The organism is Nocardia sp. NPDC023733 (assembly GCF_040639775.1).
GTDB classification, from domain to species: Bacteria; Actinomycetota; Actinomycetes; order Mycobacteriales; family Mycobacteriaceae; genus Nocardia; species Nocardia rosealba.
In genome coordinates, this window is record NZ_JBFAAN010000001.1 from 205617 (window position 1) to 218506 (window position 12890).

9 protein-coding genes are annotated in these 12890 nt (G+C 69.9%); 7 read left to right on the forward strand and 2 right to left on the reverse strand.

Annotation, left to right across the window (positions count from 1 at the left end):
* Positions 1-159: 159 nt before the first annotated feature.
* A complete protein-coding gene (locus AB0F86_RS00895; protein ID WP_356986445.1) occupies positions 160-3993 on the forward strand; it encodes an AAA family ATPase in 3834 nt (1277 codons plus the stop codon).
* A gap of 3 nt (positions 3994-3996) precedes the next feature.
* On the opposite strand, the gene AB0F86_RS00900 is transcribed toward AB0F86_RS00895, so the two are convergent.
* Positions 3997-4899, reverse strand: a complete 903-nt coding sequence (locus AB0F86_RS00900) for an NmrA/HSCARG family protein (protein WP_356986264.1) — start codon at positions 4897-4899, stop codon at positions 3997-3999.
* Positions 4900-5022: 123 nt separating this feature from the next.
* On the opposite strand from AB0F86_RS00900, the gene AB0F86_RS00905 reads away from it, so the two are divergent.
* Positions 5023-5799, forward strand: coding sequence for a helix-turn-helix domain-containing protein (locus AB0F86_RS00905; protein ID WP_356986262.1), 777 nt, complete (start codon positions 5023-5025; stop codon positions 5797-5799).
* A 4-nt stretch (positions 5800-5803) separates the two neighbouring features.
* Here AB0F86_RS00905 and AB0F86_RS00910 read toward each other — a convergent pair whose 3' ends face one another.
* Positions 5804-6193 (reverse strand): DUF2237 domain-containing protein, encoded by a 390-nt coding sequence (locus AB0F86_RS00910; RefSeq protein WP_019048221.1) that lies wholly within the window; start codon positions 6191-6193, stop codon positions 5804-5806.
* 155 nt (positions 6194-6348) lie between these two features.
* Here AB0F86_RS00910 and ftsY point away from each other — a divergent pair, with 155 nt between their 5' ends.
* The 5 genes from ftsY (at position 6349) to AB0F86_RS00935 (ending at position 12879) form a co-directional block, all read left to right on the forward strand.
* The gene (gene ftsY / locus AB0F86_RS00915; RefSeq protein ID WP_356986260.1) at positions 6349-7917 is read left to right on the forward strand and encodes a signal recognition particle-docking protein FtsY; all 1569 of its coding nucleotides are present in this window, start codon (positions 6349-6351) and stop codon (positions 7915-7917) included.
* Positions 7918-8212: 295 nt separating this feature from the next.
* A complete protein-coding gene (locus AB0F86_RS00920) occupies positions 8213-9577 on the forward strand; it encodes an ammonium transporter (RefSeq protein ID WP_067493415.1) in 1365 nt (454 codons plus the stop codon).
* Positions 9578-9582: 5 nt separating this feature from the next.
* Positions 9583-9921, forward strand: coding sequence for a P-II family nitrogen regulator (locus tag AB0F86_RS00925; RefSeq protein WP_067493492.1), 339 nt, complete (start codon positions 9583-9585; stop codon positions 9919-9921).
* Positions 9922-10013: 92 nt separating this feature from the next.
* Complete coding sequence (locus tag AB0F86_RS00930; RefSeq protein WP_356986258.1) at positions 10014-12431, forward strand: [protein-PII] uridylyltransferase; 2418 nt, start codon at positions 10014-10016, stop codon at positions 12429-12431.
* Between the two features lie 133 nt (positions 12432-12564).
* Complete coding sequence (locus AB0F86_RS00935; protein WP_356986256.1) at positions 12565-12879, forward strand: hypothetical protein; 315 nt, start codon at positions 12565-12567, stop codon at positions 12877-12879.
* The last annotated feature ends 11 nt before the right edge of the window (positions 12880-12890 follow it).

Below are 12890 nucleotides of genomic sequence, written 5' to 3' on the forward strand. Positions count from 1 at the left end.
CCTACCGGCCGGAGGTTCACGGCGCCACGACGGCGATCGGATAGGCTCACGCGAGCACACGGGCGGCAACACAGCCCGGTGCGATGTTCCAACCGCAGGCCGCGTGTCTTGCCCTCTCGCACCTAGGTCTGGCCAGAACTCCCGGAGAGGCGGGTGGCGTTGCATCTGAAGAGCTTGACGCTGAAAGGGTTCAAGTCTTTCGCGTCCGCAACCACGTTGCGCTTCGAACCCGGCATCACCTGTGTCGTCGGGCCCAACGGGTCGGGCAAGTCCAATGTCGTCGACGCGCTCACCTGGGTGATGGGCGAGCAGGGCGCCAAGGCGCTGCGCGGCGGCAAGATGCAGGACGTCATCTTCGCCGGAACCAGCGGACGTGCCGCCCTCGGGCGTGCCGAGGTGACGCTGACGATCGACAACTCCGACGGCGCGCTGCCCATCGACTACGCCGAGGTGTCCATCACCCGCCGCATGTTCCGTGACGGCGCGGGCGAATACGAGATCAACGGCAGCAGTTGCCGCCTGATGGACGTGCAGGAACTGCTGTCGGACTCCGGTATCGGGCGTGAGATGCACGTGATCGTCGGGCAGGGTCAGCTGTCGGCGATTCTCGAGTCGCGGCCAGAGGACCGGCGCGCGTTCGTCGAAGAGGCCGCGGGCGTGCTGAAGCACCGCAGGCGCAAGGAGAAGGCGGTCCGCAAGCTCGATGCGATGCAGGCCAATCTCGCCCGCCTCACCGACCTCACCACCGAACTGCGCCGCCAGCTCAAACCGCTCAGCAGGCAGGCCGAGGTGGCCCGTCGCGCCCAGACCGTGCAGGCAGACCTGCGCGATGCCCGGCTGCGCCTGGCCGCCGACGACCTGGTGACGCGGCGCGGCGAACTCGAGTCGCAGCTGAGCAAAGAGGCCTACGCGCGCGAGCAGCAGATCAATGTGCAGTCCGAACTCGACGCCGCCAATGCCGCGCTCGCGCAGCAGGAGTTCCAGTTGTCGCGGCTGAGCCCGAGCGCCGAGGCGGCCGCGCAGACCTGGTTCCAGCTCTCCGCGCTGGCCGAACGCGTCAACGCGACCATCCGCATCGCCGCCGATCGCGCCCGCAACCTGCACACCGAGGCACCCGTGGGCACCGGCCGCGACCCCGAGCAGCTCGAGGCCGAGGCAGACCGGATCGAGGCCGAGGAAGCCGAACTGCGCTACGCCGTGGAAATGGCCGCCGAAACACTCGAGGCCGCGCGGGAAGCGCTGGCCGATCGCGAACACGCCGCCAAAGCCGCCGAACAGGCGCACCTGGCCGCCGTGCGGGCCATCGCCGACCGCCGCGAAGGGCTGGCCAGGCTGTCGGGTCAGGTGGAGAACCTGCGCACCCGGGCGCAGTCTGTCGACGCCGAGATCGCGCGGCTGTCGGTCGCCATCGCCGACGCGCGGCACCGCGGCGAGGCCGCCCAGGCCGAATACGACACCGTGCAGGACGAACTCGGCGATCTCGACGCGGGGGAGAAGGGGCTCGACGCCCAGCACGAACACGCCGTCGCCGCTTTGGAATTGGCCGACGAGCGGGTGCGTGAACTGCGCGAACAGGACCGCGAGGCGAGCAAGCTCGTCGCCCGGCTCGGGGCGCGCATCGAAGCACTCGAGATGAACCTGGCCCGCAAGGACGGTGCCGCCTGGCTGCTCGAACACGGGGTGAGTGGCGTCGGCGACCGGCTGTCGGGGCTGCTGCGCGTGGAAGCGGGATTCGAAGCCGCCCTCGCCGCCTTGCTCGGCCCGCTGGCCGACGCGATCACCGCCGACACCGCCGCGGCCGCCGATGCGGCTGTGCGCGAGCTGCGAGCGGGTGACGGCGGTCGGGTGGCATTCGTCTTCGCCGCCGCGAGTTCGGCCTCGTCCGCTGCTGAGAGCGGCTCGTCGGCGGGCGAGGCTGTGACGCGCGCCTCTGCCGATGCCGGGAGTGGCTTGCCGGGTGCGGACGTTGCGGCGCGCGCCTCTGCCGATGCCGGGAGTGGCTCGCGGGGAACGGAGCAGCCTGCGAAGCGCGCTCCCGCCGATGCCGGGAGTAGTTCGGTGGGGTCGGGTCGAGGTCGTGCGCTCTCGGCAGACGCTGAGCGTGCGCCGCTGCCCGGAGGGGCCAGGTGGCTCGCTGATGTCGTCGACGGTGCCGCGCAGGTGCGGTCCGCGTTGGCCGCGCTCACCGCAGGTGTTGTCGTCGTTGACGATCTGGCAGCTGCCACGGCGCTGGCCGCTGAGCGACCGGAACTGCGGGTCGTCACCCGTGACGGTGATCTGGCCGGGTCGGGCTGGATCGTCGGTGGTTCCGAGCGGATGCCGAGTCAGCTCGAGATCCAGGCCGACATCGACGCCGCCACCGCCGAATTGGCTGCCGCGCAGCGCCGGGCCGAGGAGCTCGAGGCCGCGCTGGCGGGTGCGCTCGCCGAGCAGACCGATCGCAAAGAGGCAGCCGACCACGCGCTGATGGCGCTGCACGAATCCGATCAGGCGCTGCTGGCCATCTACGACCGGCTCGCCCGGGTGGGGCAGACCGCGCGCGCCGCGCAGACCGAGGGCGAACGACTCACCGCCCAGCGCGCCGAGGCCGAAGCGACCAGGGAGAAGTCCCTCGCCTCCCTCGCCGAGCTCGAGGACCGGCTGCGCCACGCCGAAACCGAGCACGACGACAGCGACGACAGCTATGGCACCGCCGGGACGGAGACCGCCGGACGGGCCCGCGAGGAAGCTGCCGCCGCGCTCGCCGAGGCACGGACCATGGAGGTCGAGGCACGGCTGGCGGTGCGCACCGCTGAGGAGCGGGCGGAATCCGTTCGGGGCAAAGCGGATTCGTTGCGTCGCGCCGCACGTGCCGAGCGGGAGGCGCGGGCGCGGGCCGAGCGGGCGCAGGCCGCGCGTAGGCAGGCGGCCGCCGTCGCGGCGGCGGTGGCCGAGTCCGGTGCCAAGATCGCGAAGGAACTCGAGCAGGTGGTGGCCTCGGCCGCCGCCCGGCGCGACGAATTGGTCCGGCGCCGTGGGGAAGTCGCGTCGGCCGTGGAGCAGGTCAAGGAACGGGCACGCGCCCTCAACACCCAACTGGCCCAGCTCACCGACGCCGTACACCGCGACGAGGTGGCCAAAGCCCAAGCGGCGCTGCGCATCGAACAGCTCGAGACCACCATCTCCGAGCAGTTCGGCATCGCGCTGGCCGATCTGGTCGCCGAATACGGTCCCGATGTGCCGCTGCCGCCGTCGGCGCTGGAGATGCAGGAATACGAGGACGCCAAGGAGCGCGGCGAGCAGGTCACCGCGCCGCAGCCGATGCCCTACGACCGCGCCACCCAGGAGCGCCGCGCCAAACGCGCCGAGAAGGACCTCGCCACCCTCGGCAAGGTCAATCCGCTCGCACTGGAAGAATTCGCGGCGCTCGAGGAACGCTACAACTTCCTGGCCACCCAGCTCGAGGACGTCAAGAACGCCCGCAAGGACCTCCTGGATGTGGTCGCCGAGGTCGACGCCCGCATCCTGCAGGTGTTCACCGAGGCCTACGCCGATGTGGAACGCGAGTTCGTCGGGGTGTTCGCCAAACTGTTCCCCGGCGGCGAGGGCCGACTCGTGCTCACCGACCCGTCGGACATGCTCACCACCGGCATCGAGGTCGAGGCCCGGCCGCCGGGCAAGAAGGTCAAGCGGCTGTCGCTGCTCTCCGGTGGCGAGAAGTCACTGACCGCCGTGGCGCTGCTGGTCGCCATCTTCCGCGCCCGCCCGTCCCCGTTCTATGTGATGGACGAGGTGGAGGCCGCCCTGGACGACACCAACCTGCGCCGCCTCATCGGCCTGTTCGAACAGCTGCGGGAGAAGAGCCAGCTGATCGTCATCACCCACCAGAAGCCGACCATGGAGATCGCCGACGCCCTCTACGGCGTGAGTATGCGCGGCGACGGCATCACCCAGGTGATCTCCCAGCGGCTCACCCGCTCCGCCGCGCCCGTCGAGGCGTCCGCGCCGGCCTGACGATCACGTCGTCACGTCCATCTGGGCGGCGATGCGTTCGGCGCCGCCGCGGGCCAGCCAGTCCGGCAGGCTCGTCAGGCCTGGATGAAGGGCGCGCAAGGCTGCCGGATCGGCGTGCCAGCCACCGGTTTCGCGGATGAGCCGCCAGGTGTTGGCGAGCTGGGGGCCGATCGCCTCGGCCTCGGCTTCCGAGACCTCGCGGTAGTGGATCGGGCGGCCGATGGCGACAGAGATGGCGGCGGCCGCTTCGGAGGGGGTGATCGCCTCGCCCGCCAGCTCGAGTTCGCGACCGTACCAACCGTCCGGGTCCGCGAACGCGAGCGCGGCGAAGGCGGCGATGTCGTCGAGCGCGATCATCTGCAACGGACGGTCGGCCGGGAACAGGTGACGGTGCTCCCCACCTGCCCGGATGCCGTCCACCGGTGAGCCGTGCATCAGATAGTTCTCCATGAACCGCACCGGCCGCAACAGGGTGTAGCGCAACCCCGCCGCACGGATCGCGTCCTCGATCCGGCGCTTGCCCTCCTGCCCCCACGACTCGGCCGGGCCCATGGTGGCGATTCCGGAGAACACGATCTGGTCGACTTCGGCAGCGCGGGCCGCCTCGATCATGGCGATACCGCGGCGGGCTTCGTCGCCCGCGGTCCACCCGCTCGGCCCGTAGTCGGCAGGCGGGATGAGGAATACGGCCCGAGTGCCCTTCGCCGCGGCGCGCAGCGAGGTGGGGTCGTCGAAGTCGCCGACGACCAGGTCGGCACCCACCTCGGCCAGGGCGCGAGCGGCGGGGGAATGCGGGTCACGCACGAGCGCGCGAACCCGGTGGCCGTCGGCGAGCAGCCTGCGGGCGGTGACACCACCCTGCTTGCCGGTCGCGCCGGTGATCAGGACGGGAAGTGCTGACGTCATGGCGGAGGAGCTCCGTTTCGTGATCGATCCTGTGTCTACAATCGGGTCGGTCGACCCGTATTGCGGACGGTACGGGCGCGACGACCGGGTATGCCACGTCCGAAGTGGGGAAGGCGTAACGAAATGACGGTCCCAGACGGCACGGAACCAGCGGTCCGGGCCGACGCACGCCGAAACCGGGCGCTGATCCTGGCGGCCGCCCAGCGCGCCCTGGCCGAACGCGGCACCAGCGTCTCGCTGATGGAGGTGGCTCGCCGCGCCGGTGTCGGCGCGGGCACTGTCCACCGCCATTTCCCCACGAAAACCGCGCTGCTGGAAGCGGTCGTGCAGGAGCGGGTCGACGGACTGGCGGCGCTGGCCGCCGAACACCTGACCGATCCGGACCCCGGCGCGGCCTTCTTCGCCCTGTGCACCCATGTGATCGTGACGACGCCGGGCAACAAAGACCTGTGCGACCTGGTGCAATCCGACGACGGCTGGCCTCGCGCGCTGCTTCGTGGCGCGGGCGAGCGTTTCCACCGTGCGGTCGGTGCACTGCTCGTCGCGGCCCAGCGTCAAGGCGCGGTCCGCGCGGAGGTGACCGTCACCGACGTGCTGGACATCTTCACCGGATGTGTTGCGATCCAACGGCATCGGCAGACCGGCGAGCCCGTCGCACCCGCCGTCGCGCTCATCCTCGACGCCCTGCGGACCCCGTCCTCAGCCGTAACGGAACTCGCGAAAACCGACCGTGACGAAACGGTGAGAAGTAGCGAAAGCCCGGCGCCGTGCCCCGTCTGCCGGGCACCGGTCCGCCGGCCGGCGGTCGGCAGACCGGCTCGCTACTGTTCCCCGGCCTGCCGTCAGAAAGCCCACCGGCTCCGCAGCTCGTCGAACTCCCCGCGGCTCCGCCGCGCGTGAGCGTCTACAGCAGGTCGCTGACGTCGTCGGGGACGTCGACGGCGTATTTGCGCAGGATGTCCATCGAGATGACCTCGAGGGCATTCTCATGGGTCGCGGCCAGGACCACCGGCGCGGCGACACCGTCCTCATGGGCGTGCAGCCACCGGACCGCAACCACGCACCAGCGGTCGCCCGGCTGCAGGCCGGGAAAGTTGTTCTCCGGGCGCGGGGTGCTGAGGTCGTTGCCGATGGATGCCTGATGTTCCAGGAATTCCGCCGTCACCACGGTGCACACGGTGTGGCTGCCGAGATCCTCCGGACCGGTGCTGCAGCAGCCGTCCCGGTAGAAGCCCGTGAGAGGATCGGTGCCGCACTCTTCCAGCGGCCCCCCAAGCACGTTTCGATCGGTCACTCCGCCGATCCTATGGGTGAAACGCCAGAAGTTCCGCAGGACAACGAATCTGTAGTGTTTCCGCCGATCGGCGAACACCTCCGAAACCCGCGCCCGACCCGCCGGGACGACGCCGCCGACGTGCCGCGACGAGGCAGCCGAATAGACTCGGCCGAGTGAGTTCGCAAGCGTGGATCCTGATCGCCGCGATCGCCGCCGTGCTGCTGGTGGCGCTCGTCGCGGGTTTCGTCCTGTACAAGCGACGCCAGATTTCGCTGGCGCCGCCCGAGCCGGACAAGGAGTTGACGGACCGCTCCGGTGGTTACACGGCCTCCGGCGGATTCAGTTTCACCCAGGGCGGGTCGACGGCTACCGCGCCGCGTCCGGAACCCCTGCCGCGCGTCGAGCGCACCGACACCGAGGGGCAACCGCACGTCGGTGACGACGCCGCCGTCCCCCGCGACGCCCCGCGCCGCAATATCACCGATGTGCCGCTGCCCGAGGGTGACGTGTCGGTCGAGGAGCCGGTGGTCGTCCCGGACGACGCCTCCTCGCTCACGACTCCGGTAGCGCCCACCGAACCCGCGCCGGACACCACACCCACGACGGCCCCGCCCGCCGAGACCGCGCCTACCGACACCGCGCCGACGGCCGATGCGCCGACCGAGGTCGCGCCGACCGAGACGCCGAAGACCGCGCCCGCGCCGGAGGCCACCCCGGCCGACACCGCGCCACCTGTCGCTCCTGCTCCGGCACCCGAAGCGCCGAGCACGGCACCCGCCCAGCCCGAGGTCACCACCGAGATCGAGGAGATCGACCCGACAACCGGTCGCCTCGTCCGCCTGCGCGGTCGTCTCGCCCGCTCGCAGAACGCCGTCGGCAAGAGCCTGCTCGGCCTGCTCGGCGGCGGCGACCTCGACGAGGACTCCTGGGAGGAGATCGAGGACACCCTCGTCCTCGCCGACATCGGCACCGCGAGCACCGCCGCCATTGTCACCCGCCTGCGCGAGGAGATGGCCGCGCGCAGCGTGCGCACGCCCGAACAGGCCCGCGCCGCCCTGCGCGACGTGCTCATCGAGGCGCTGCGCCCCGAACTCGATCGATCCATCCACGCGTTGCCGCACGGCGACAAACCGGCCATCCTGCTGGTCGTCGGCGTGAACGGCACCGGCAAGACCACCACCACCGGCAAGCTCGCCCGCGTGCTCGTCGCCGACGGCCGCCGGGTCCTGCTCGGCGCGGCCGACACCTTCCGCGCCGCCGCCGCCGACCAGCTGCAGACCTGGGGCGAACGGGTCGGCGCCGAGACCGTGCGCGGCAAGGAAGCCGCCGACCCCGCCGCCGTGGCCTTCGACGCGGTGACCGCGGGAATCGATCGCGGTGTCGACGCGGTCCTCATCGACACCGCGGGTCGCCTGCACACCAAGACCGGCCTGATGGACGAGCTGGGCAAGGTCAAGCGCGTCGTGGAGAAGAAGGCCGAGGTCGACGAGGTGCTGCTGGTCCTCGACGCCACCGTCGGCCAGAACGGCCTGATGCAGGCGCGCGTGTTCGCCGACGTCGTCGACATCACCGGTGTGGTGCTCACCAAACTCGACGGCACCGCCAAGGGCGGCATCGTGTTCCAGGTCCAGCACGAGCTCGGTGTGCCGGTGAAGCTCGTCGGCCTGGGCGAGGGCGCCGACCATCTGGCCCCGTTCGAACCGAGCGCCTTCGTCGACGCTCTGCTCGGCGGCACTTCCTAGCACTACGACACTGCCCGCCCGGTCACCGCGAACCGGGCGGGCAGTGCTGTGTCCAGGGCAGGTGCGCACCGGCGACCCGCCGCGCGAACGGGCGGCAAACCGCACCTGCGACCCGAGCTCACGGTGAGCTGCCAAGCTGTGGCGAAACTCGCGAAACCTGGTGGCAACACAAGTGGCCGATCCGTTCACGCAGGTGAAACACCACAGCTCAACGGATGAAACACCAAGTCGCGACCCTTCTGTACAGGTCCTTTTTGCCGTCATCGGCGAGGCCCGAGATGAGGAGGAAGACAAGGTGGCATTTCCATTGATCGGTACACCGGATACCGGTGATACCGCTTGGATGCTGGCGTCGGCAGCGCTCGTGCTGTTGATGACGCCGGGTTTGGCGTTCTTCTACGGCGGCATGGTCCGTGGCAAGAACGTGCTGAACATGATCATGATGAGCGTCTCGGCCATGGGACTGGTCACCGTCCTGTGGTGTCTATACGGGTTCTCCATGGCGTTCGGCGAGGACAAGGGCAACCTGGTCGGTGACCCGCTCCAGTACTTCGGTCTGAAGAGCATCTTCGGTGGCACCGCCGCCGATTCCCCGGGCATCCCGCTGTTCACCGCGACCCCGGAGGACCCGACGGCCCCGATCACCTCGGGTATCCCGCTCACGGTCTTCGTGGCCTTCCAGCTCATGTTCGCGATCATCACGGTCGCCCTCATCTCGGGTGCGGTCGCCGACCGCCTGAAGTTCGGTTCGTGGCTCGTATTTGCCGGAATCTGGGCCACCGTCGTCTACTTCCCCGTCGCGCACTGGGTGTTCGCCTTCGACGGCTACACCGCTGAGGCGGGTGGCTGGATCGCCAACAACCTCAAGGCCATCGACTTCGCCGGTGGCACCGCGGTCCACATCAACGCGGGCGCCGCCGGTCTGGTGCTGTGCCTGATCCTGGGCAAGCGCAAGGGCTGGCCCAAGACCCCGTTCCGTCCGCACAACCTGCCGTTCGTGATGCTCGGCGCCGGTCTGCTGTGGTTCGGCTGGTACGGCTTCAACGCCGGTTCGGCCCTCGGCGCCAACGGCATCGCCGGCGCCACCTTCCTCACCACGACGATCGCCACCGCCGCCGCGATGATGGCGTGGCTGCTCGTGGAGAAGATCCGCGACGGTCACCCCACCTCCCTCGGCGCCGCCTCGGGCATTGTCGCGGGTCTGGTCGCCATCACCCCGGCGTGTTCCTCGGTGAACGTGATCGGTGCCCTGGCCATCGGTGTCGTCTCCGGTGCGCTGTGCGCCCTCGCCGTCGGCCTGAAGTTCCGCTTCGGCTTCGACGACTCGCTCGACGTGGTCGGCGTCCACCTGGTCGGTGGTCTGGTCGGCACCCTGATGGTCGGTCTCGTCGCTACCAGCGAAGCCCCGGCGGGCGTCGCCGGCTTGTTCTACGGTGGTGGGGTCGAGCAGTTGAAGCTGCAGGCTGTCGGTGCCTTCGTGGTTCTGGCCTACTCGCTGGTCGCCACGGCCGTCATCGCGTACGCGATCAAGTTCACGATCGGCCTGCGCGCCAGTGAAGAGTCCGAGGCCGCGGGCCTCGACGAGTCCGAGCACGCGGAAACCGCTTACGATTTCGCTGCTGTGGGTGGCACGGCACGCTCGCTCGTCAAGGAGGCATGACGAACATGAAACTGGTTACGGCAATCGTCAAACCGTTCACGCTCGAAGACGTCAAGACCGGGCTGGAACAGGCAGGCGTGCTCGGCATGACCGTCAGCGAGGTCCAGGGTTACGGCAGGCAGAAGGGCCACACCGAGGTCTACCGCGGTGCGGAGTACTCCGTCGACTTCGTGCCGAAGGTGCGCGTGGAGGTCGTCGTCGACGATGCCTCGGTGGAGAAGGTCGTCGAGGTGATCGTCGAGGCCTCGCGCACCGGCAAGATCGGTGACGGCAAGGTGTGGGTGACCCCGGTGGACACGATCATCCGGGTCCGCACCGGCGAACGCGGTACCGACGCACTGTAATTCGCCGCAGTCGCACGGCGAACGATCGAGCGGCCCCGCTCCTACCGGATTCGGTCGGGGCGGGGCCGCCCGCATGAATGGGTGGTGGGGCAGTGGAACAGCGCAACGGTGGAACACAGAACAACGCGGCAACCGACCTGGTGAAGGCCAGAGCGGCGCTGCTCGAGGGAGCGGGCACCCGCAATCCGCGGCTCGACCCACAAGCTCTGCGGGCCGCGCTGGTCGACCTGTTCGACCTGTGGCTCACCAGCAAGGGCAACGAACTCGGCATCACCCCCGACAGCGGGCTGGCCCTGGTGGCCGTCGGCGGGCTCGGCAGGCGCGAGATGCTGCCCTACTCCGATCTCGATCTCGTACTGCTGCACGACGGGGTCGACCAAGCGGTGGTGGCCGAGGTGGCCGACAAGCTCTGGTATCCCCTCTGGGACGCCCACATCAAACTCGACCACAGCGTGCGCACGGTGCCGCAGGCGCTTCGCGTGGCCGCCGACGACACCATCGCCGCGCTCGGCATGCTCGAGGCCCGCCACATCGTCGGTGACGAGGATCTGAGCAACCTGCTGATCGGTGGGGTGCGCCGGGAATGGCGCACCGGCATCCGTTCCCGCTTCGACGACCTCATCGCCCAGGCCAACACCCGCTGGCAGCGCAGCGGCGAGATCGCTCACCGCGCCGAACCCGATCTGAAGAACGGTCGCGGCGGGCTGCGCGACATCCAGCTGCTCGATGCCCTCGCCATCGCCCAATTGACCGATGCCGTACCAGGTTTGGGGCCCGAGGTACCCGGCGGTGGTCTGAAACAGGCGCACCGCCGTCTGCTCGACGTGCGCACCGAACTGCACCGCGTGGCCGGTCGCGCCCGCGACCAGTTACGCGCACAGGACGCCGACGAGATCGGCGCCGCGCTGCGCATCGGCGACCGTTTCGACCTGGCCCGCACCCTCACCGATTCGGCACGCACGGTGAGCTATTCGACCGACGTGGGTCTGCGCACCGCCGCGAACGCGCTGCCCCGGCGTGGACTCGCCCGGCTGCGCCGCCTCCCGGTGCGCCGCCCGCTCGACGAGGACGTGGTCGAGCACGCCGGTGAGGTGGTGCTCGCCCGCGACGCCCGCCCGCAACGCGACCCCGGCCTGATCCTGCGTGTCGCCGCCGCCTCGGCCCAGACCGGGCTGCCGATGTCGGCGACCACCCTCAACCGGCTCTCCGAAGACGCCCCCGAACTGCGCGAACCCTGGCCCAAGGACGCACTCGACGACCTGCTCGTGCTGCTCGGCGCGGGCCGCGGCGCGATCGATGCGGTGGAGGCCCTGGACCGAACAGGCTTGTGGGGCAGGCTCTTTCCCGAATGGGGTGCGGTCCGCGACCTGCCCCCGCGCGACGCGCTGCACACCTGGACCGTCGACCGCCACCTCATGGAGACCGTCGCCTACGCCACCGGCCTCAGCACCCGCGTGGCCCGTCCCGACCTGCTGATCCTCGGCGCCCTGCTGCACGACATCGGCAAGGGACGCACCGGTGACCACAGCGTGGTCGGCGCCGAACTGGCCACCCACATCGGGCGCAGGCTCGGCCTGTGGCCCTCGGACGTGCGAACTCTCAGCGCTATCGTGCGCCACCACCTGCTGCTGCCCGACACCGCGACGCGGCGCGACCTCGACGACCCGGCCACCGTCGGCCACGTCGTCGACGCGCTCGGCGGCGACGTGGGTCTGCTCGAATTGCTGCACGCCCTCGCCGAAGCCGACTCGATGGCGACGGGTCCCGGTGTGTGGGGTGATTGGAAGGCCTCGCTGATCGGCGAACTGGTTCGCCGGTGCCGGCTGGTGATGGCGGGAGAGCCGCTGCCGCAACCGGAGCCGATCGACCCCGAGCTGGTCGCCAAGGCGGAGGCCGGCGGTGTGCACGTGACGCTGAGCGCGGGGGAAGGCAAACACACCCACGTGGTCACCGTCATCGCGCCCGACGAGCCGGGTCTGCTCGCCGACGCGGCCGGCGTGCTGGCGCTGCATTCACTGCGGGTGCTGTCGGCCTCGCTCGGTGGGGTCGGCGAATCGGCGATCAACACCTTCGTCGTCACCCCGAAGTTCGGCGACCCACCCGACGCGGGTCTGCTCCGCCAGGAACTGATCCGCGCCATCAGCGGTGCGCTGGATCTACAAGCGGCGCTGGTCAAACGCGAGACCGAGACCGTCGGCCGCTACGCGCGGGCCCAGCCGCGCCTGATCTGGCAGTCCGCACCCGCACCGGGACAGGTGATCCTGGAATTGCGCGCCGAGGACCGGGTCGGGCTGCTCAGCAGGCTCGCGGGCGCGTTCGCCGCGGCGGGCGCGAATGTGCGCTGGGCCAAGGTGGTCACGATGGGCACGGCCGTGGTCGACGCGTTCTGCCTCGAACTCGGTGACGCCGACAGCCCTGCCCTGCGCGAACGGATCGAAAAGGCCGTTCTGGACGTGGTTCCCCGCCCGGCACCGCCGCAGCAGCCCGCCGACATCGGTTCGGACGCCTGAAACGTTAGGACACGGTTTACTCACCGATTGCTATCGGGTTGCTACGTATTGGTTACTCGCTGCCCGATAAGTCGAAACACGACCTATAGCATTCGAAAGGTCCGGCTGTCACTCGTTCGAGGGGAGCTGATCCGTGGCTATCGAAGTCGTCTCCGCATCGATGATGACCAGCGACGCGACCGCGCACATCGCGCGCTGCGTCGGCGGTGACCTGTGGGTGGTTTCGTGGTTGCCGGGCCGCACCCTCACCGGTGCTCAGGCCCTGGCCGCGATGACCATCGCCTCGACCACCGCCCATCACACCGATTCCGCCGAATCCGAGTGGAACCGGATCGAGGCGCTCTCGCGTGAGCTCGGCCTCACCGGGCGCGAGGCGGTGTACCTGGTCAACATCGAGAACCACGAATTGCGCCGCACCGTGCCACCGCACGTGCGCTCCGGGGAATAACACCCATTACC

Coding starts and splice junctions, on each gene's coding strand:
- AB0F86_RS00905 (WP_356986262.1), top strand. CDS start 5,023: ATGACGGTCCCAGACGGCACGGAACCAGCGGTCCGGGCCGACGCACGC.
- AB0F86_RS00900 (WP_356986264.1), bottom strand. CDS start 4,899: ATGACGTCAGCACTTCCCGTCCTGATCACCGGCGCGACCGGCAAGCAG.
- AB0F86_RS00925 (WP_067493492.1), top strand. CDS start 9,583: ATGAAACTGGTTACGGCAATCGTCAAACCGTTCACGCTCGAAGACGTC.